At 42.1% G+C, this 19,766-nt stretch carries 19 protein-coding genes; 11 read left to right on the forward strand and 8 right to left on the reverse strand.

The window, feature by feature from the left end; all coding sequences use genetic code 11:
• Positions 1–4 precede the first annotated feature (4 nt).
• From ruvX to rsmE, 4 genes are read right to left on the reverse strand one after another with little or no spacing between them, the layout of a single operon-like run.
• Positions 5–445: a Holliday junction resolvase RuvX gene (gene ruvX, locus AC2IOM_RS08170; protein ID WP_010561716.1), complete on the reverse strand. Its 441-nt coding sequence runs from the start codon at positions 443–445 to the stop codon at positions 5–7.
• Positions 446–1,015 carry a YqgE/AlgH family protein gene (locus tag AC2IOM_RS08175; RefSeq protein WP_010561715.1) on the reverse strand — a complete coding sequence of 190 codons (570 nt, stop codon included), beginning with the start codon at positions 1,013–1,015 and terminating at the stop codon, positions 446–448.
• Positions 1,016–1,044: 29 nt separating this feature from the next.
• Entirely contained in the window at positions 1,045–1,998 is a 954-nt protein-coding gene (gshB, locus tag AC2IOM_RS08180; protein WP_138634098.1) for a glutathione synthase, read from the reverse strand.
• 54 nt (positions 1,999–2,052) lie between these two features.
• A complete protein-coding gene (gene rsmE / locus AC2IOM_RS08185; protein ID WP_486358078.1) occupies positions 2,053–2,796 on the reverse strand; it encodes a 16S rRNA (uracil(1498)-N(3))-methyltransferase in 744 nt (247 codons plus the stop codon).
• A 73-nt stretch (positions 2,797–2,869) separates the two neighbouring features.
• Here rsmE and AC2IOM_RS08190 point away from each other — a divergent pair, with 73 nt between their 5' ends.
• Together AC2IOM_RS08190 and AC2IOM_RS08195 are read left to right on the forward strand one after the other, a co-directional pair.
• Positions 2,870–3,769 carry an ABC transporter ATP-binding protein gene (locus AC2IOM_RS08190; RefSeq protein ID WP_486358079.1) on the forward strand — a complete coding sequence of 300 codons (900 nt, stop codon included), beginning with the start codon at positions 2,870–2,872 and terminating at the stop codon, positions 3,767–3,769.
• Entirely contained in the window at positions 3,762–4,775 is a 1,014-nt protein-coding gene (locus AC2IOM_RS08195) for an ABC transporter permease (RefSeq protein ID WP_486358080.1), read from the forward strand. Before AC2IOM_RS08190 ends, AC2IOM_RS08195 begins: the two co-directional genes overlap by 8 nt.
• A 34-nt stretch (positions 4,776–4,809) precedes the next feature.
• Here AC2IOM_RS08195 and AC2IOM_RS08200 read toward each other — a convergent pair whose 3' ends face one another.
• A complete protein-coding gene (locus AC2IOM_RS08200) occupies positions 4,810–5,706 on the reverse strand; it encodes a DUF350 domain-containing protein (RefSeq protein WP_040641991.1) in 897 nt (298 codons plus the stop codon).
• 69 nt (positions 5,707–5,775) lie between these two features.
• Between AC2IOM_RS08200 and glnE the strand changes: the two genes are divergently transcribed.
• Positions 5,776–8,568, forward strand: coding sequence for a bifunctional [glutamate--ammonia ligase]-adenylyl-L-tyrosine phosphorylase/[glutamate--ammonia-ligase] adenylyltransferase (gene glnE / locus AC2IOM_RS08205; protein WP_486358081.1), 2,793 nt, complete (start codon positions 5,776–5,778; stop codon positions 8,566–8,568).
• Here glnE and AC2IOM_RS08210 read toward each other — a convergent pair.
• From AC2IOM_RS08210 to tolC, 3 genes are all read right to left on the reverse strand, one after another.
• A complete protein-coding gene (locus AC2IOM_RS08210; protein ID WP_105170611.1) occupies positions 8,565–9,131 on the reverse strand; it encodes a TcpQ domain-containing protein in 567 nt (188 codons plus the stop codon). The genes glnE and AC2IOM_RS08210 overlap by 4 nt on opposite strands.
• A 181-nt stretch (positions 9,132–9,312) precedes the next feature.
• Positions 9,313–10,239 (reverse strand): LpxL/LpxP family Kdo(2)-lipid IV(A) lauroyl/palmitoleoyl acyltransferase, encoded by a 927-nt coding sequence (gene lpxL / locus AC2IOM_RS08215; RefSeq protein ID WP_486358082.1) that lies wholly within the window; start codon positions 10,237–10,239, stop codon positions 9,313–9,315.
• 98 nt (positions 10,240–10,337) lie between these two features.
• A complete protein-coding gene (gene tolC / locus AC2IOM_RS08220; RefSeq protein WP_395388015.1) occupies positions 10,338–11,618 on the reverse strand; it encodes an outer membrane channel protein TolC in 1,281 nt (426 codons plus the stop codon).
• Positions 11,619–11,812: 194 nt separating this feature from the next.
• On the opposite strand from tolC, the gene nudF reads away from it, so the two are divergent.
• The 8 genes from nudF to rraB all read left to right on the forward strand — a co-directional run bounded on the left by nudF (position 11,813) and on the right by rraB (position 19,730).
• Complete coding sequence (nudF, locus tag AC2IOM_RS08225) at positions 11,813–12,436, forward strand: ADP-ribose diphosphatase (protein WP_138634075.1); 624 nt, start codon at positions 11,813–11,815, stop codon at positions 12,434–12,436.
• Entirely contained in the window at positions 12,430–12,876 is a 447-nt protein-coding gene (locus AC2IOM_RS08230; RefSeq protein ID WP_010561704.1) for a DUF1249 domain-containing protein, read from the forward strand. The genes nudF and AC2IOM_RS08230 overlap by 7 nt, the downstream gene beginning before the upstream one ends.
• Positions 12,863–13,645 (forward strand): metallophosphoesterase, encoded by a 783-nt coding sequence (locus tag AC2IOM_RS08235; RefSeq protein WP_486358083.1) that lies wholly within the window; start codon positions 12,863–12,865, stop codon positions 13,643–13,645. The genes AC2IOM_RS08230 and AC2IOM_RS08235 overlap by 14 nt, the downstream gene beginning before the upstream one ends.
• A complete protein-coding gene (locus tag AC2IOM_RS08240; RefSeq protein ID WP_486358084.1) occupies positions 13,627–14,193 on the forward strand; it encodes a YqiA/YcfP family alpha/beta fold hydrolase in 567 nt (188 codons plus the stop codon). Before AC2IOM_RS08235 ends, AC2IOM_RS08240 begins: the two co-directional genes overlap by 19 nt.
• A 113-nt stretch (positions 14,194–14,306) precedes the next feature.
• A complete protein-coding gene (parE, locus tag AC2IOM_RS08245) occupies positions 14,307–16,205 on the forward strand; it encodes a DNA topoisomerase IV subunit B (protein ID WP_010561701.1) in 1,899 nt (632 codons plus the stop codon).
• Positions 16,206–16,234: 29 nt separating this feature from the next.
• Positions 16,235–18,541 (forward strand): DNA topoisomerase IV subunit A, encoded by a 2,307-nt coding sequence (gene parC / locus AC2IOM_RS08250; RefSeq protein ID WP_486358085.1) that lies wholly within the window; start codon positions 16,235–16,237, stop codon positions 18,539–18,541.
• A 141-nt stretch (positions 18,542–18,682) separates the two neighbouring features.
• On the forward strand, positions 18,683–19,420 hold the full coding sequence (locus AC2IOM_RS08255; RefSeq protein ID WP_100914545.1) for a 1-acylglycerol-3-phosphate O-acyltransferase: 738 nt from the start codon (positions 18,683–18,685) through the stop codon (positions 19,418–19,420).
• Positions 19,395–19,730, forward strand: a complete 336-nt coding sequence (gene rraB, locus AC2IOM_RS08260; RefSeq protein ID WP_010561698.1) for a ribonuclease E inhibitor RraB — start codon at positions 19,395–19,397, stop codon at positions 19,728–19,730. The genes AC2IOM_RS08255 and rraB overlap by 26 nt, the downstream gene beginning before the upstream one ends.
• The last annotated feature ends 36 nt before the right edge of the window (positions 19,731–19,766 follow it).

The following is a 19,766-nucleotide window of genomic DNA, read 5'->3' on the forward strand; positions in this document are numbered from 1 at the left end:
GCGCTTAGTCTCCATACAAGCTTTCAAAATAGCTTTCTAAGATAATTTGTGCCGACATGCTATCTACTTTATCTTTCGCTAAATTTCGGTAGCCACCGTGATCAAACAAGCGTGCTTTTGCATCCGTTGTGGTAAGGCGCTCATCTTGCACTTCTACTTGATAACCGAACATGCCATGCAATCGTTTTGCAAATTTTTTGGCTTTAAAGGTTACTTCTTGGTTGGTGCCATCCATATTGAGTGGTAAGCCGACTATTAGTAAATCAGGTTGCCATTCATCGAGAATTTTTTTTACGTTGTCCCAGTTTGGAATACCGTCTTTTGCAGCGACAGCGCTAAGTGCGGTTGCCGTACCTGATATTTCCTGACCTACGGCAATGCCAATGCTTTTGGTACCAAAATCAAAACCAATTAGTGTACGTTGCCCGATAGGGTTTTTACTCATTTACGCATTTCCTGAATAGAGAGAAAGTTTATCGATATCAATACCTAAACTCTCTATTGCTTTTTGCCAACGCAAGTGCGCTGGCGTATTAAAAATAATCTCAGGGTCGGCAGGTACGGTAAGCCAAGTATTTTCAATCAGCTCTTTTTCAAGTTGACCGGGATCCCAGCCTGCGTAGCCTAAGGTAATCAGAAATTGATCTGGTGCTTCATGGCTTGTCAGCTCGTGAAGCACATCTTTTGAGGTGGTGATCATAATATCAGAACTGATATTCGAGCTTGAACTATAACCCGGCTTAGTACTGTGCAATACAAACCCGCGGTCAGTGTGAACTGGACCACCTGACATTACCGCAACACTGCTGTTACTAGCCATTTTGTTATTCTCGATATCGATTTGGTCGAGTAATTCGCCTACCGTAAGATTAGTAGGTTGATTAATAACAAGCCCCATTGCGCCTGATTCATTGTGCTCACAAATGTAAGTCACGCTGTGTTTAAAGCGTGGGTCGGGCATGTTTGGCATTGCAACTAAAAAGGTATTTTGTAATGACTGGGTTTGATTACTCATTGATTGCACCTTTTGTATTATCTTCAGCTTTAAGTATGCGCCACTTTTTGCTCAATTGCGTCGAATAACTTACCGGTAATAGAAATATCAAATGCCGCCTCAATTTCTTTTACGCACGTAGGCGCTGTGACATTAATTTCGGTGAGCTTGTCGCCAATAATATCAAGACCGACAAAAATTAAGCCTTTTTCAATTAATGTTGGCGCCACTGCTTCGGCAATTTTGCGTTCTACATCGGTAATAGGGCGCGCTTCGCCTCGACCGCCGGCGGCTAAATTACCGCGGGTTTCGCCACCTTGTGGAATACGCGCTAAGCAATAGGGAATAACTTCACCGTTAACCACTAATACGCGCTTATCGCCATCTTTGATCGCTGGAATGTAATTTTGTGCCATTGCATATTGGCTGCCGTGTGCTGTTAGTGTTTCGCAAATAACGCCAATATTTGGGTCATCTTGTTTAACGCGGAAAATTGACGCGCCGCCCATTCCATCAAGGGGTTTTAGAATAATGTCTTTGTGTTCTTCTAAAAACGCGCGGATATGTGACTGCTCACGTGTTACCAGTGTATCTGGGGTATGTTCACTAAACCACGCAGTAAATAGTTTTTCGTTAGCGTCACGTAAACTTTGCGGTTTGTTAATTACGAGTGTACCCGCTTGCTCGGCGCGCTCTAACAGATAAGTTGCGTAAATATATTCAGTATCGAATGGTGGATCTTTACGCATTAAAATCACGTCTAAATCAGCTAGAGCAATGGTTTGCTTGTCTTCAAGTTCATACCATTTTTCTGTGTTATCGAACACGGTAGCAACTGATGACGTTGCGAAACTTTGCCCACCACGTAAAAACAAGTCATTCATTTCCATGTAATGAATTTCATAGCCGCGTTTTTGCGCTTCGAGCATCATGGCGAAGCCGGTGTCTTTTTTGATATTAAATCCAGCAATAGGATCAGAAATGATGCCAAGCTTAATCGTCATGTTAGTTTCCTTTATTTTCAACTCTCTATGTTATGGGGATGCTTGTAGCTTAAATCAAGCTAAATCACCGTAGACAAGCTGCAGCGCAGAGAGAACAGTAAGTGCTGCAGTCTCAGTACGCAGTACACGTGGTCCCAACTTAATATCAACAAAGTCTGCGGCTTTTGTTGCAGCAATTTCGGCATCGGTAAATCCGCCTTCTGGGCCAACCACAAAGCGCATTGCTGTTGCATTAAAGTTCGCAAGTTTATCGATGGTTTTAATGCTGTGCTCAGCTCGCGGGTGCAGGGTTAACTTAGTTTCGTCGCTTGGCTGGGTTAGCCATTGCTCTAATTTTATTGGTGGGTGAACAACGGGTACAAAGTTACGACCTGATTGCTCTGCTGCCGCAATTGCGATTTTTTGCCATTGCTGGTGTTTCTTTTCAAGCCGTTCACCTTGTAATTTAACACCGCAGCGCTCGCTAAATAATGGGGTGATTTCAGTAATGCCAAGCTCCACTGACTTTTGAATGGTGAATTCCATTTTTTCACCGCGCGAAATACCTTGCCCTAAGTGGATTTTTAGCGGTGACTCACTGGTGACATCGTGAAATTCATCAATGCTAACGTATACATTTTTTTTATTGGCTTGTGAAATGGTGCATAAGTATTCGCCACCTTCACCGTTAAATAAGCTAACCTGTTGTCCTGGTTGCATTCTTAGAACGCGGCCTATGTGTCCTGCGGCATCATCGCCGAGTTGTAATTCTGTGCCGACTTCAATTGTGCCAGCTTGGTAGATATGGGGAATGCGCATAATGACTCTCAGCGATTAATATGCTTATATGGTATGAAAAGCGCAATGACAAAGGCAAGTAATAAAGGCAGTTATGACAACAATTCTTGAGGTTAAGCAGCTTAGTAAGCATTTCTCAGACTTTTGTGCAGTCGATAAAATTGATTTCAAAGTGACTAAAGGTTCGTGTTTTGGTTTGTTAGGACCAAATGGTGCGGGCAAAACCACTACCATTGAAATGCTTGAGGGGATTTTAACGCCCACTTCCGGTGAAATTTTATTTAATGGTCAGGGTATTACACGAGAAGATTTTCAAAAGCTAGGTATTCAGTTTCAGCATACCGCGTTGCAAGATTATTTAACGGTACGAGAAACGCTAAATTTGTTCTCGTCGTTTTATAAAAAGACGGTGCCAATCGACGACCTCATTACGCAATGTCAGTTAACTGACTTTATTAATGTTGATCACCGAAAATTGTCGGGCGGGCAAAAGCAGCGTTTGCTATTGGCGCTGGCATTAATTAATGACCCAGAGCTAATTTTTTTAGATGAGCCAACCACCGGACTCGACCCTCATAGCCGGCGCTTATTTTGGGACTTAGTGAATGATATTAAAGCGGCGGGCAAAACCATTTTATTGACGACCCACTACATGGATGAAGCCGAGTACTTATGCGACCAAATTGCAATTATGGATAAGGGTCAGATTATCGCGATGAATAGCCCTGAAAACCTATTGAGGGAGCATTTTAAAGGTTCATTAATATCGTTACCAAAACAGAATGTAGCGCCACAAATTGCGTTCGCGAATGCCCATTACAGCCAAGACAGTGTGCTTATTCATAGTGATAATACCGAGGCCACATTAGCTCAGTTGTTAACGGAGCAAATTTCATTGCAGGGGCTGCAAGTTAAGTCGGCTAATTTAGATGATTTATTCCTTAAATTAACAGGTCACGCATTACACACTAACGAGGAAAAAACAGATGTTTAAACGATTTTTTGCTGTTTTGGTGGCGCGTAACTTAGAGTTTTTCCGCGACCGTTCGGCGCTTGGTTGGAACTTAGCATTTCCTATTTTGTTAGTGGTTGGCTTCGCCTTTATCTTTAAAAATGATAATCCGACACTGTTTAAAATTGGCTACGTAGGTGATTTACAGCAACACAGTATTAGTCAGTATAAGCATTTAGAGTTTATTGAGTATCAAGATGAAAGTGTGGCAATCGAAAAACTACGCCAACACAAATTGGATTTACTGGTGAGCTTTGATGCAAAACAGTATTGGGTAAATTCAAGTTCTGCCAACGGTTATATTGCAGAAAAATTGCTACTTTCTGAAACAGCACAAGCAACCGCGCCGTTCGTAAAAGAGGCAATAGAAGGCCAAGAAATTCGCTACCTTGACTGGGTTGTGCCCGGCATTTTAGCGATGAATATGATGTTTTCTTGTTTGTATGGCGTGGGTTATGTGATTGTACGTTATCGTAAAAACGCGGTGCTAAAGCGCTTAAGTGCCACGCCATTAAAGCCGGTAGAATTCCTGGCAGCGCAAATCGTTTCGCGTTTATTGATTGTTGTGGCATTAACGTCCGCCATATTCGTAGCCTGTCATCTTATTTTTGATTTTTATTTAATCGGCAGTATGTTGTGGTTATTAGTGCTGTGCGTACTCGGTGCGTTTTCACTAATTTCGCTATCGTTACTGATCGCGTGTCGTTCTGAGTCGGAAGAATTTACCGGTGGCATTCTCAATTTAGTGTCATGGCCGATGATGATGTTGTCGGGTGTGTGGTTTTCACTTGAAGGCAGCCCTGCATTTGTACAGGCAATTTCTCAGGTATTTCCACTTACACAAATGCTGATTGGTGCGCGTGCCGTGATGTTAGAGGGGGCAGGTTTTGTTGAAATTGCACCACAGCTGTTTATTCTCATTGGGCAAAGTGTGGTGTTTCTATTGCTTGGCGCTCTATTCTTTAGCTGGAAAGGGCAAACGCGATAAACCGCGCTTGCTCAAATTCCAATTAAAGCAGATGTTACAGCGAGAACAAACGCAGTAGTAAAATTCCTATCGCAATATGAACAGCAAGCTCAATACTGGCGATGCCGATGTTGTCTTGTTGTTCCACTTCAATGTTGTTTTGTACTTTTGGTAGCGCCAGTTTTAATACCAATAGTGCGGTAATTTGGTGCAGTGCAACAAACACAACTACGTTTAATAAAATCATAATGATATTGTCGATAAAGTTACCGGCAATAAACTGAATGCTGGCAAGTGCCGCAAAAATTGCTAGCGATAATGCAATCATGCGTGACGCAAAGCGCAAGCCTATTGACGTGTTGTCGTAGGCAAAATAAGTTTGCATTGAAGCGCCTTGGTTAGTCGCGGCAAAGCGTTTTTCTTGCCAGCGAGTATGCAGCAAAATAATAAATTGAATGGCAATAAACGCGATAATATCAATCAGTAAAGTATTAAAGTTTGTCGCTTTAGACCATTTGTAAAGACCAAGCACAATGATTGAATTTGCCAGCAATACACCGGTATCGATGAGTGCTGCGCATACATTGCGCTTCTCTATTGCCCTTGCTTCATTAAAATCTCTTAGAATGAGGCGGTTATGGATCCACTTACCAAACCAAATAAACACTAATGCAAGCGCGAGTGCGAGTGCCATGTGCGGTAAACTTTCTTGCCATTGCGACAAGTCAAATTCCCTTGCAATAAAACTAACAACTAAAATAATGCTGAAAATAGAAGACGCATAACTAATGCCCATAGCAAAGTTATCTTTTTTCGCTAATTCATCCATTAAATCATGTTCGCTGCTGTCGGCTTGTAATTGCTTTTTAACCACCATTAAGACAACCAAAACCAATAGTCCAGTGATGGCGAATGCGACTAAAAGATCGTTAGATAGACTGATATAAGACATAAAAATAGCTTTCTTTTTTGCTAAGATACTGGATAGCTTTAGAATTTAGTTTAAGAGTGTAAGTAAGTTATGGGGTTAGCACAAGGTTTACAACAACTGGGGCAGCAGCGATTTAATGAGATTTTTGCTGATAAGCAAGCTGAACCAAATGTAGTGGCACTATTAGCGTTGAGCGACTTTGCTTTTCGTATATTGGCGCAGCATCCACACTTTATCGACTATTTACACAATGAGCAATGGCTTGCATCACGTGATACCAGCGCTGTTTTTGATACGCAATCACTTGCTCAGATTGCAGAAAGTGATGCATTTCAAACGCTCAGAGAATATCGCAATTTGCATTGGCTAAAGCTCGCATACCTTGATCTTGTGCTTAAAAATGATATTCGCGACAGCATTAGTTACACCTCTCAATTAAGTGAACAGTTAATAGATTCAGCGTATCGCTGGGCTTATGCGCAGGTTGCTAGCGTTTGGGGTAAGCCTACTGATGAAAAAGGGGATGCCATGCCGATGCTGATTTTAGGCATGGGCAAGCTGGGCGGTTATGAGCTTAATTACTCGTCAGATATCGACCTGATTTTTACCTATCCATACCAAGTTGAAACCCAAGGTGGACGTAAATCGTGTGAAGCACAAGTTTTCTTCACGAAAGTAGCGCAAAAAACCATTGCCGCATTGAATCAGGTCACGCCTGAAGGACAAGTTTTCCGCGTTGATATGCGTCTTCGACCGTTTGGTGACAGTGGCCCATTAGTTATGAGCTTTAATGCAATGGAGGAGTATTACCAAGAGCAAGGTCGTGATTGGGAGCGCTATGCCATGTTAAAGGCGCGGTTACTTGGTACTGAATCAAGCTACTGGCAAGAGTTTTACGATTTACTAAGGCCTTTTGTTTATCGTAAATACATAGATTTTTCGGTGATTGAATCGCTTCGAAAAATGAAAGCACTTATCGCACAAGATGTACGTCGTAAAGGGCTTACTGAAAACATTAAACTTGGTGCTGGTGGTATTCGTGAAGCCGAGTTTGTGGTGCAAGCTCTGCAAATGATCCGAGGAGGGCGCGAGCCAAGTTTACAGGTGCAATCATTTTGTAAAGCGCTTGAAGCATTAGCAACGCTTAGCGAAGTACCACAAGACGTTGCCAATACATTAACTGACGGATATTTGTTTTTACGCCGTATTGAGCAATATTTACAGCAGTTTGATGACAAACAAACACAAACATTGCCACAAGATGACCTTGGTCAAATGCGTTTAAGTGCGTTGTTAGAAACGTCAAATTATGGTGATGCAACAGCATTGATTAATCAACAAATGCGACTTATTCACGATGAGTTTAATGCCATGATAGGCGCGGAAGATGACGATGAACAAGATGTCGACTCGCGTTATGAACTGCTGTGGGAAAAGCCAAGTATCGAGGTGATTAGTTCGCATTTGTTGTTTGGGCAAAATACCGAGTTTTTTAATATCGTTTATGATTTTAAAGTGTCGGGAACCAAGCGCAAACTGGGCGGGCGCGGGCGCGATGTGCTTGATAAATTGATGCCGCTATTACTGCAGCAAGCAGATAAATGCGGTTGTGAACCGAGTATTCTTAAGCGCGTACTCGCTGTGGTAGAGAAAGTGATTTCACGTACAGCCTATTTGGAGTTATTGCTAGAAAATCCAGGGGCACTCAATCAGCTATTTAAACTCTGTGCGCATAGCAAATGGATAGGCGATCATTTAGCTTGTTATCCTATTTTGCTGGATGAGTTAATTGACCCTGCTCAACTTTATAAAACCTTGCCGTTAAGTGGCTATGAGCAGGAAATCCGTCAGTACTTTTTACGTATCGATGAAAATGACTTAGAGCTGCAAATGGAAGCATTGCGTCAGTTTAAACAAACGCATCAATTACGTATTGCCGCGGCAGATGCCACCGGTGTGCTTGATGTTATGAAAGTAAGTGACCACCTTACGGCATTATCAGAAGCGATAGTAGCTCAGTGTGTAAATCTGGCTTGGCAGCAAATGGTAACGCGTTTTGGCTATCCACCCGAGGCCAGCGATGATGAAAAAGGCTTTGCAGTTATCGCGTATGGCAAAGCGGGTGGGGTAGAACTAGGCTACGATTCTGATCTTGATTTGGTATTTGTGCATAACTGTGATGGTGTTGGACAAACTAATGGCGATAAACAAATTGATGCGCGCCAGTTTTATTTGAAGTTAGCACAGCGTTTATTGCATTTATTTAATACTCGTACCGCTTCTGGCATTCTTTATGAGCTTGATACACGCTTACGCCCGGAAGGGGCGTCTGGCTTATTGGCTATTAATATTGAGACCTTTCGTGAATATCAGTTAAAACAAGCGTGGACATGGGAGCATCAGGCACTAGTGAGAGCGCGCATGACCTATGGTCAAGCATCGTTACTCGCGCGTTTTAATGAAATTAGAAATGAAGTGCTGTCGCGTCAGCGTGATGAACAAAAATTACGTGAGGATGTCGTAAACATGCGACAAAAAATGCGCGACCATTTAATTAAAGGCAGTGGTTCTGAGTTTGATATTAAACAAGGCGTAGGGGGCATGGCGGATATTGAGTTTTTGGCGCAATATTTTGTCTTAAAAAATGCCTATGCTCAGCCAAAAATAACTCAGTATTCCGATAACATACGTATATTTGCCAGTGCAGCAGAGCATGGTTTTATTGAGCCTATTGAAATGCAGCAGCTAACATCAGCATATTGCGATTATCGTGAACTGTACCACCAAGTGAGTTTACGCCAAGAAGCGAAGCTAGTGAGCCTTGAAAGCGTGCAAAACGATGTAAACGCCGTTACGACAATTTGGCAAAAGTATTTAGCTTAGAGAGTCGCTTTAACGCAGTTATCACGCACATAGCGGGTTGGATTTTCAGTGATAACTGCGGTGCTATGTTTATAACAGAAAAAGCCGTATACCGTATTCTCGAAGTCACTGTCGATGGCTTTTGAAACTTGGTACAAGGTTGTTATAAAGGTTTCGTCTACGCGAAAATTATCTTTAATGACGTAATCTTTGTCGAGATACCACAAAAACTCAATGCCTTCTTGCTTGGCAAAATCCGACATCACTTCTTTTAATGTATCGCCTTTCGCGAAGCGGCGCGCTTTAATTTCACCACGCCAATGCGCTGGAATTTTGTTTGAGGTACGACGCTGTCTTAGTTGCTCTGCCAAAGTGGTGTCGGGTTCGCCTAACTGAATGACGTATTTCTCGCGTTCAGTCATCGAGCTTAAGGTACTGCGAAAGCTATTATAGAAGTTAGATAAGCCTTCTGCTGCTGCATTTGATTTGTTAGCTTCTAATACAGGCCCTTTGCCAAGTAGAAGGTACAGTGCGGCCGCAATTAAGATAAAACCTAACGATAAATGTTTAATCCAAAACCACACAACGATACTCACAATGATTAAATATAAAGCAAGTCAATAATAGCTGTAACCTAATACTAATTTGCATAATACTTAATTCGTATTTTTAGGTAATAAGCTAACAGTGATAACACTTTATCTGTTTTTTGACAGCGTTAAATGAAAAGCCGCTTTACAATTTGAAGTGTAAAGCGGCTATGTATTATTTTTTATAGTGCGACGTAGCGTTTGGATCTTTTTGTGTTTTAAAGCGACGGTGAAGCCATAAATATTGTTCAGGTGCTTTGGCAATAGCCTCTTCCATAGCTTTGTTGACACGTGTCACATCGTCAGCATCGTTCCCGGTTGGGAAGTTTTCAAACACTGGGCTTACGTCAAGATAGTACTTATTATCCTTACGGTAGGTAGATAGTGCGACGGTTTCACTTTTCTTGCTGCTGGCAAAAATAAGCGTGCCAGTTGTAGTACACGTTTCTTTAACCGCGAAAAACGGTACAAATTCAGAACGTTTGCGGCCATAGTCTTGATCAGGCAAGTAATAGCATAACTTTTGTTGGCTTAATGCTTTTAATAAGCTTTTTACATCGCGCTTTGTCACCAGTGCTTCACTAAAGCGTAGGCGACCATTGACAATAATGTACTCCATTAATGGGTTATTGTGAGGGCGATAAAACCCAACACCGTTGTTTTGTATTCCCATCATGCGGCCCGCAACTTCTAAGTGCATCATATGAGGAACCAGCAACAATACGCCTTTGCCATTATTAATCGCTTTTTCAATATGGTGATAACCAGTAATGCCACCAAAGTGCTTTTTTGCACGCCACTGAGGCCACCACCACGCCATACCCGATTCAAAAATCGCAATGCCGGTATTTTCTAAGTTCTCTTTTACTAATTTTGCCTGCGCTTCTTTGTCTAGTTCGGGAAAGGCTAACGCAATATTGACTTCGGCGATTTTACGGCGTTTTTTTACAAACCGATAAACGAGGCGACCTAATAACTTACCCTGCCAAATTTGTAGTCGATACGGTAACCAAGACAGAAGATACAAAATCAGCACACTTAACCAAGTAAGCCAATATTTTGGAGCAAGAAAAGAATATGAAAATGGCGCTTTAGTGATCACAATATTCGAAGGAAAAAGTAAAAATTAGCGCGAGTATAACAAAAAGAGAGGAAAACGTGGGAATTGATTTATTCCCACGTGGAATTACATCACCGAGATTAGTTTAAACCGCGGTTAATTGCTTCGATATCACTGCGCGACAGTGTACCTTCAGCAAGTTTTAAGCCTAGTGTAGAAACAACGTAACGGTAGCGTACCGCAGATAAATTACGGCTTGCGTCATATAAGTTACGTGTACTTAGCAATACGTCAACGATGGTACGTGTACCTACTTCAAAACCCGCTTCAGTTGCTTGTAATGCACTTTCTGCTGAAACAACCGCTTGCTCAAGGGCGCGGTAAGTTGCGATATCTGACACTACTTGGTTGTAAGAAGTACGTACTTGCTTATTTACATTGCGGTATGCGCTTTCGAACTCTTGGCTTGCAGCAACAAAGTACTCAGATGCTTGGTTTACAGCAGCTTGCGTACCGCCACCTTGATAAATCGGCACAGTGAAGTCTAAACCAACACTTGTTTGGTCAGCACGTGGACCTGTTTCGCCTAATTTATCACCATAAGATGCTGATAACGTAAGCTTTGGATAATGACCTGCTTTTGCTTGTTCAATTTGCTCTTTCGCAATATCTACAGAAACGCGTGATACCTGCAGTGAAATATTGTTTTCTTTTGCAGATTCAACAAACTCAGTGCTCTTACGCGCTGGTTTTACCGTTGAGAATTTGTCTGTATTAAGTGCGTTAAGCTTTTCGTGATATTTACCTGTGATTTCACCTAGTTCTTCACGTGCGGTTTCAACATCGTTAAGTGCTACAATTTCACGGGCTACTGCGTTATCGTACTGTGCTTGCGCTTCGTGTACGTCAGTAATTGCAGTTAAGCCTACTGCGTGACGCTGTTTCGTTTGCTCTAACTGACGCTCAATCGCACGCTTTTCTGCGCGCACAAACTCTAAATCATCTTGGCGTGCTAGTACGTTAAAGTAAGCATTTGACACGCGTACAATCAGGTTTTGTTGTGCTAATCGGTAGCTAGCATCAGCTTGTAGCGCTTGCTTTTCTGCAATGTTTAGTGACTTCCATGAGCCTAAGTTGAATAGGTCTTGGTCTAGTCTAACGCCGCGGCTGAACGTGTCAGAATCGCCAGCATCGCCATCAACTTTGCTATAACCCATTGATGCGCCAATTTGTGGTAATAAACGCGACATTGCAATGTCTGTGTTGTAGTCTTGCGCATCACGTGTTGCTTTTGCTTTTAGTACAACAGGATCGTTTGCAAGTGCAATTTCGTATACTTGCATAAGGTCTTCTGCATTAGCGTGTGTAACTGAAAAGCCACAGCTTAATGCAACAAGCGCAGATAGTAATTTCTTTTTCATAGTGGTTGTCATCCCCAGACAATTTTTGAAAGCATCTTAGCGTGTTTTTTTATTGATTAGAAAAACAATACAGTAAAACAAAGTATTCAAGTGTAACAGAATATGAAAAATTCGTTTTATTCACTTTATCAGCTAAAATACCGAAAATTCGATAGATTATCGAATAGATTTTAAACTAATTAATCACCTTTTATATGGCCAAAATTACAAAATTCAAGCAATCAGACGTAGAAATCGTCGCGAAAAAGCGCACTTTTAACGGTTTTTTTAAAATTGATGAATATCACTTTCGTCACGCATTATTTGCCGGTGGGCAATCCGATGTGATTGTGCGAGAAATATTTGAACGCGGCGATGCAGTAGCAGTCTTACCTTATGATCCAAAATTGGATGCGGTGCTGCTTATCGAACAAATACGCATTGGTGCATTTAACGATGATAAATCGCCATGGTTGCTTGAAGTGATTGCAGGTATGACTGATGGCAGTAAAGATTACGAAGCCGTGGTAAAAAAAGAAGCGAAAGAAGAGTCTGGCATAGCACTTAATAATATTGAGTTTATGCTGTCGTATCTTTCAAGCCCCGGCGGAACATCAGAGCGTTTATACTTATATTATGGTGAAGCGGATTTATCGCAAGCTGGTGGCATTTATGGCGTACCTGAAGAGGGGGAAGATATTAGGGTACATGTAATCCCAGTAGAACAGGCGTTTCAATTACTTGATGAAGGTGAAATGGATAATGCAGCCACCGTAATTTGCTTGCAGTGGCTTAAATTAAATATTGATGCAATAAGAGAGAAGTACCGTACGTGTTAGCACAGGCTTATCGACAAAATTTACCTAAGTACATTCGTTTATGTGAGCAAAACTATGCACGCATAAACCGCCTGATGCCAAAAGAAAATGATAGAGGGGCGGTGAATAAGGTATTGGTTGGTGGTTTTGAGTTTACACTTACCGTATTAGAAGCATCTCCTTACACAAATTTAGTCTCGCTTAAACAAACAGACCACCAAGTGATAGGATTTACGCGACCTGATTTAAACGTACGTGTCTATCACGATGCCAAAGTCGCAGAAGTAGTATGTAAATATTATCCCAAACGAGTTAAACCGGCTTATGGTTACCCAAACCCTGATATGCATCAAAAAGATGAAAAATATCAATTGAATGCATTTTTAAAAGATTGGTTAGAATACTGTATTAACCAAGGGCGTAGTACTTTCCACTGGGATACCGATCATGACATGGTTTAGCCAACGCGAACACTTTGATAAAGCGCAATTAACACTGGTTCATATCACCGATAGTCATGTTTTTGCAGAACCAAATGGTGAATATTTTTGTGTAAATACCGCCGATAATTTAGTAAAAACATTAGCGTGTATTAAATCAATTGAATGCGATGCCATTATTTTTGGCGGAGATTTAACACAAGACCACAGTGAAGCGTCATATCACTTGTTCGCTCAATTGGTACAACAAGCAGGTCTTAGTGATAAGCTGTTTTGGCTACCGGGCAATCACGACGAAATAGAAGCTTATCGCGAGATTTTTAGTCAGTATGGCATTCGCGACAGCAAAGTGTTGGAAAATGAGCACTGGCAAGTGCTATTGGCTAATTCTAAAGGGCCAATGCCTGCAGGGTGTGTAAGTGAGATGCACCTCAACGAGATAAAACATGAGTTAACGGGTAGTACCAAGCATGCTTTGCTGTTTACTCATCATCACCCAATCCCCATTCAGGGTTATCTTGATAAACATATGTTGGAAAATGGCGAAGCACTGCTTTCACAATTAACCCAATTTAAAAAGGTGAAAGGGTTAATCCATGGACATGTTCACAACGAATATAGCTGGTTGTTTAACGAGTTTGCAGTATTTGCTACGCCCGCCACCTCGATACAATTTGAAAAAAATACCAGTGATTGGCAACAAGTCGACTTAGGTCCTGCCTTTCGTATGATACGATTACAGCAAAATGGCAGTTTAAACACTCAGGTAGTATGGCTAAGCAACGCGTAATATACATTCATGGTTTTAATAGCTCACCAGAATCATTTAAAGCACAACAACTTGGTCAGTATTTAGCGAAACATCATGATGTTGAGTATTTAGTACCAAAACTAAACCATGAACCGCGTGAAATTTTGCTGACGCTCGAAGCGTTAATGACACCTAATACAAAATTGATTGGCAGTTCATTGGGCGGATACTTTGCGACTATTTTATCCGAGCGCTATCAACTGCCAGCGGTGGTTGTTAATCCGGCGGTTGCACCATTTAACCTAATGCATGATTACCTAGGTAGGCAGTACAACCCGTATCAAGATTACTATTACGATGTGGCTGAACGTCATGTTGACCAGTTAAAGCAGTTTTACATTGCCAACTTGTCACAGCCTGAGTTGATTTTACTTTTACAACAGATGGGTGATGAAGTATTAGATTTTTCACAGGCGGTCGATTATTATAAAAACTGCCGTCAGCACGTTGAATTTGCTGGCGATCACAGCTTTATAGGGTTCGAACGTTATTTTCCTGTTATTGTAGATTTCCTGAAAATATCGTAAAACAATAGTGATAAGGGAATAACCTATAAAAACGCGCTAAAACCTAGTAAAAAAATACCCAGAAAAGGGCAGCTAGGTATCAAAGATAATTAATATAAAAAGAACCGCATTTCATGACGACACAAGATTATAATGCAGAAGCCATTGAGGTTTTAAATGGACTCGAACCGGTAAAGCGCCGTCCCGGCATGTATACCGATACCACACGTCCAAACCACCTTGGCCAAGAAGTTATCGATAACAGTGTGGATGAAGCCTTAGCTGGGCATGCATCGAAAATTGATGTGATCCTGCACGAAGACAACTCGCTGGAAGTAGTCGATGATGGCCGTGGTATGCCAATCGATATTCACCCCGAAGAAGGTATTCCGGGCGTTGAGCTTATTCTTACCAAACTACACGCCGGTGGTAAGTTTTCAAACAAAAACTATCAATTCTCAGGTGGTTTACACGGGGTAGGTATTTCCGTTGTAAATGCCTTATCAACGCGTGTATTAGTTACCGTAAGACGCGATGCAAAAGTATATGAAATTGCGTTTGAAAACGGCGATAAGGTACAAGATTTAACCGAGGTCGGTACCGTGGGCAAGCGCAACACCGGTACGTCAGTACACTTTTGGCCTGATCCAAGCTACTTCGACTCGGCAAATTTCTCGCTATCAAAGCTCAAGCATTTATTAAAAGCCAAAGCGGTTCTGTGTCCTGGCTTAAAAATTCGTTTTATCAATAAGCAAACTAAAGAAACCATTGAATGGTTTTTTGAAGATGGCTTAAAAGATTACCTTGCTGATGCGTTAAAAGAATACGAAGTCTTACCGAAACAACCATTTACCGGTGAGTTTGCCGGCTCTACTGAAGGTGTTGATTGGGCGGTATTATGGTTGCCTGAAGGCGGCGAAGGGGTTTATGAAAGTTATGTAAACCTTATTCCAACAGCGCAAGGTGGTACCCATGTAAATGGTCTGCGCCAAGGTTTGCTAGAAGCAATGCGCGAATTTTGTGAATTCCGCAATTTATTACCGCGTGGGGTAAAACTAACACCTGACGATATTTGGGACCGCTGTAGCTACGTGCTTTCGGTCAAAATGCAGGACCCACAATTTGCAGGTCAAACTAAAGAAAAGTTATCGTCACGTGCAACCTCTGCATTTGTTTCGGGTGTGGTAAAAGATTCGTTTAGCTTATGGCTTAATGAGCACACAGATATTGCCGAATTGCTTGCCGAAATTTGTATTAGCAACGCGCAAAAACGTATGCGTGCGGCGAAAAAAGTAGTTCGTAAAAAAATCACCTCAGGCCCAGCGTTACCGGGTAAATTAACCGACTGTAGCACGCAAGAAAGCGAGCGCAGTGAACTCTTTTTAGTAGAGGGTGACTCGGCGGGTGGTTCAGCTAAACAAGCACGCGACCGTGAGTTCCAAGCGGTAATGCCACTGCGCGGTAAAATTCTTAATACGTGGGAAGTCGAGTCAGGGCAAATTCTTGCGTCGCAAGAAGTGCATGATATCTCTGTGGCGATTGGTATGGATCCAGATTCAAAAGATTTAACTAATCTACGCTATCACAAAATTTGTATTTTAGCGGATGCGGATTCTGATGGATTGCACATTGCAACCTTGTTGTGTGCACTGTTTGTAAAACACTTCCCTGTATTGGTAGAGCAAGGGCACGTTTATGTAGCAATGCCACCGCTTTACCGAATCGATGTGGGTAAAGAAGTATTTTATGCCCTTGATGAAGATGAAAAGACCGGCATTTTAGACCGTATTGAAGCAGAGAAAAAGCGTGGCAAAGTGAATGTGCAACGCTTTAAAGGCTTGGGTGAAATGAACCCAATGCAGCTGCGCGAGACGACAATGGATCCAAATACTCGCCGCTTAGTGCAACTGAGCTTAGAGGGCGACGAAGAAACGTTGGAAGTAATGGATATGTTACTTGCCAAGAAGCGCTCAAGCGATCGTCGCGAGTGGTTAGAAACCAGTGGCGACCAAGCGGATTCATGGAACTCATAACTAGCATTAAAAAATTTAGGTAAACGAGCATGTCAGATCTCGATACCCTCGCGATGCAAGGGATAGAAAAACAAACAATGGCGCAGTTTACGCAAAGCGCCTATTTAAATTACTCAATGTACGTAATTAAAGACCGTGCCTTGCCACACATTGGCGACGGTTTGAAACCCGTACAACGTCGTATCGTTTACGCGATGAGTGAACTAGGCCTATCGGCAGCGGCAAAATACAAAAAATCAGCCCGTACCGTGGGTGATGTACTCGGTAAATATCACCCACACGGTGATAGCGCCTGTTATGAAGCCATGGTACTGATGGCGCAGCCGTTTTCTTACCGTTATCCGCTGGTGGATGGTCAAGGTAACTGGGGTGCGGCAGATGATCCTAAGTCTTTCGCGGCAATGCGTTACACCGAAGCGCGTTTATCTAAGTTCTCTGAGGTTTTATTAAAAGAACTAGGCCAAGGCACAGTCGATTGGATCCCTAACTTCGATGGCACCATGAAGGAGCCGGAAGTACTGCCAGCACGTTTACCGCATATTTTATTGAATGGTATTACCGGTATTGCGGTAGGTATGGCAACCGATATTCCGCCGCACAACGTACGCGAAGTGGCAGATGCGTGTTGTACATTACTGGATAAACCAAAAACCGAACTTGAAGAGCTACTTGATTTAGTACAAGCACCGGATTACCCAACTGATGCGGAAATTATTACGCCTAAGGCCGAAATTCGCAAAATCTACTCAAGTGGTAAAGGCTCTATCAAAATGCGCGCGGTGTATACTGAAGAGCAAGGTGATATTGTCATTACGGCGTTACCTCATCAGTGCTCTGGCGCCAAAGTGCTTGAGCAAATTGCTACGCAAATGCGCGCTAAAAAATTACCTATGGTGGCCGATTTACGTGATGAATCTGATCATGAAAATCCAACGCGTATTGTAATTGTACCGCGCTCTAACCGCGTAAAAGCTGAGCCACTTATGGCACACTTATTTGCGACCACCGACCTTGAGAAAAACTACCGTGTTAACTTAAACATGCTGGGCCTAAACGGCCGTCCTCAAGTAAAAGACTTAAAAACAATTCTGTCTGAGTGGTTAGTGTTTAGACGCGAAACGGTTCGTCGCCGTTTACAATACCGCTTAGACAAAGTATTGGCACGTTTACATATTTTAGAAGGCTTATTGATTGCCTTTTTAAATATCGACGAAGTAATTGAAATTATCCGCAGCGAAGATGAGCCAAAGCCAGTTTTAATGGCGCGTTTTGGTATCACTGAAACGCAAGCGGAAGCAATTTTAGAACTTAAACTTCGCCATCTTGCTAAATTAGAAGAAATGAAAATTCGCGGTGAGCAAGACGAGCTTGCCAAAGAGCGCGATAAGCTTGAATTAACCCTTGGTTCAGAGCGTCGTATGTCGACGCTACTGAAAAAAGAAATTCAAGAAGCCGCTGAGCTTTATGGTGACGACCGTCGTTCGCCTGTAGTTGAGCGCGGTGAAGCTAAAGCCTTAAGTGAAAAAGACTTAATGCCATCAGAAAGCGTTACTGTTGTGCTTTCTGAAAAAGGCTGGGCACGTTTTGCTAAAGGCCATGATATTGACGCGGAAGGCCTGAGTTATAAATCAGGTGACAGCTTTAAGTCTCTTGCTAAAGGGCGCAGCAATCAGCCGAGTGTATTCTTAGATAGCTCTGGCCGAGCATTTGCAACCGATACCCATAGTTTGCCTTCTGCCCGCAGCCAAGGTGAACCAATGACAGGGCGCTTTAATGTGGCACCTGGAGCGAACCTTGAACACGTGGTTATGGGTGAAGAAAAAGCCAACTTCCTGATGGCATCAGATGCAGGTTATGGCTTTATTACCGAGTTTAACGACTTGGTGAGTAAAAATAAGAACGGTAAAGCACTGGTAACGATTCCAGAAGCTGCATTATTAATGACACCACAGCCAATTCACGACATTACGACAGATCGCTGTTTAGCAATCTCCAACGAAGGTCGCATGCTGATCTTCCCAATTCGTGATTTGCCAAAACTAGGTAAAGGTAAAGGAAATAAGATCATTTCCATTCCGAGTGCCCGTGTTAAATCGCGAGAAGAGTTTGTTAAAGTGCTGGGCATCGTGCCAGATGGCGCGTCTGTTACGTTACATGCAGGTAAGCGTAAACTAACGTTAAAACCAAGTGATTTAGAACATTACTACGGCGAGCGTGGCAGACGTGGTAATAAGTTACCGCGTGGTTTACAGCGTGTAGACTTAATGGAAGTTGAGTTTACTGCCGCACAAGAATTGATCGACGATGCTATTGATACGGAAAATAGCGAAGATTAGTGCTTCTTTGCGTCGAAAAGCGTTAAAATAACGAAAACCAGTCTCAATATGGGGCTGGTTTTTTTATAAACCGTGTTTTTTAGCTTACACATGTTAGCTAAAATTCGTATAATGGCGCGCTTAGTTATTGGAGACGTTATTTTGATATTTGCTGTTCGCTTAGTACTACTTGCGATTTTTATCTTTTTTAGTGCGATCTTTGGCTTGCTATTATGTTTAGTGATGCCGTTTAACCGCAACCATGTTCATCGTTTTGCTTCTTGGTATGGCAGCATGCAGGTGCTATTGGGCGCAAAAGTTGAAGTGAAGGGGTTAGACAAACTGGATAAAAATAAATCCTACGTCTATGTATCTAACCATCAAAATAACTATGATTTGTTTACGGTTACCAATGCGGTACCAGAAAATACCGTAAGTATTGGTAAAAAAAGCATACGCTTTATTCCATTTTTTGGCCAGCTGTACTGGTTGTCAGGCAATATTTTAATTGACCGCAATAATAAATCGAAAGCAAAAGGCACAATTGATAAGGCCGCATCAAAAATTAAAAACGATAAGATTTCTGTGTGGTTATTCCCTGAAGGTACGCGCAGTTATGGCCGCGGTTTATTACCATTTAAAACAGGCGCGTTTCACACGGCTATGCAAGCCGGTGTGGAGGTTGTGCCTGTCTGTATGAGTACAACAACAGGGCGTATTAAATTAAATCGTTGGGCTAACCCAACCATTTATGTTGAATTACTTGATCCGATTTCGTTGGAAAAGGATGTATCGGCAAGAGAGCACGCGAAGCGAATTCATGCTATGATGCAGAGTAAAATTGAACAGCTAGATGCTAAAGTAGAGAGCGATTGTGGAAAACTGGCGCGAAATAAGTGAAGACATTGTTGAGTCGTTATTAGAAGACGGTTCAAACCCAGATAAACTGTACGAAGTAGAACACCACTTTGTATGTGAAGATTTTGATAAGCTAGAAGAAGCGGCGCTTGCTGCATTCAAACTTGGTTTTGACGTGGAAGACCCAGCTGAACTTGAATTAGAAGATGGCAGCAAAATTTGGGGCTTTGACGTTGTAGTTGAATGTGAACTTGACGCAGAACTTATTCTTGAAGATGTAGATAAACTTATCGATCTTGCTGCAAAAGCTGGTGTGGAATACGATGGTTGGGGCACTTACTTTCAAGAGTAAGCTCCTGTGTTGTATTGACAAATCGAGTACAAAAAA

It is taken from the genome of Pseudoalteromonas sp. NS-SX12, from assembly GCF_057367955.1.

Bases quoted from the DNA above. Each gene is read 5' to 3' on its own strand.
- ruvX (WP_010561716.1), bottom strand. From the start codon at position 445: ATGAGTAAAAACCCTATCGGGCAACGTACACTAATTGGTTTTGATTTT.
- AC2IOM_RS08175 (WP_010561715.1), bottom strand. From the start codon at position 1,015: ATGAGTAATCAAACCCAGTCATTACAAAATACCTTTTTAGTTGCAATG.
- gshB (WP_138634098.1), bottom strand. From the start codon at position 1,998: ATGACGATTAAGCTTGGCATCATTTCTGATCCTATTGCTGGATTTAAT.
- rsmE (WP_486358078.1), bottom strand. From the start codon at position 2,796: ATGCGCATTCCCCATATCTACCAAGCTGGCACAATTGAAGTCGGCACA.
- AC2IOM_RS08190 (WP_486358079.1), top strand. From the start codon at position 2,870: ATGACAACAATTCTTGAGGTTAAGCAGCTTAGTAAGCATTTCTCAGAC.
- AC2IOM_RS08195 (WP_486358080.1), top strand. From the start codon at position 3,762: ATGTTTAAACGATTTTTTGCTGTTTTGGTGGCGCGTAACTTAGAGTTT.
- AC2IOM_RS08200 (WP_040641991.1), bottom strand. From the start codon at position 5,706: ATGTCTTATATCAGTCTATCTAACGATCTTTTAGTCGCATTCGCCATC.
- glnE (WP_486358081.1), top strand. From the start codon at position 5,776: ATGGGGTTAGCACAAGGTTTACAACAACTGGGGCAGCAGCGATTTAAT.
- tolC (WP_395388015.1), bottom strand. From the start codon at position 11,618: ATGAAAAAGAAATTACTATCTGCGCTTGTTGCATTAAGCTGTGGCTTT.
- nudF (WP_138634075.1), top strand. From the start codon at position 11,813: ATGGCCAAAATTACAAAATTCAAGCAATCAGACGTAGAAATCGTCGCG.
- AC2IOM_RS08235 (WP_486358083.1), top strand. From the start codon at position 12,863: ATGACATGGTTTAGCCAACGCGAACACTTTGATAAAGCGCAATTAACA.
- AC2IOM_RS08240 (WP_486358084.1), top strand. From the start codon at position 13,627: ATGGCTAAGCAACGCGTAATATACATTCATGGTTTTAATAGCTCACCA.
- parE (WP_010561701.1), top strand. From the start codon at position 14,307: ATGACGACACAAGATTATAATGCAGAAGCCATTGAGGTTTTAAATGGA.
- parC (WP_486358085.1), top strand. From the start codon at position 16,235: ATGTCAGATCTCGATACCCTCGCGATGCAAGGGATAGAAAAACAAACA.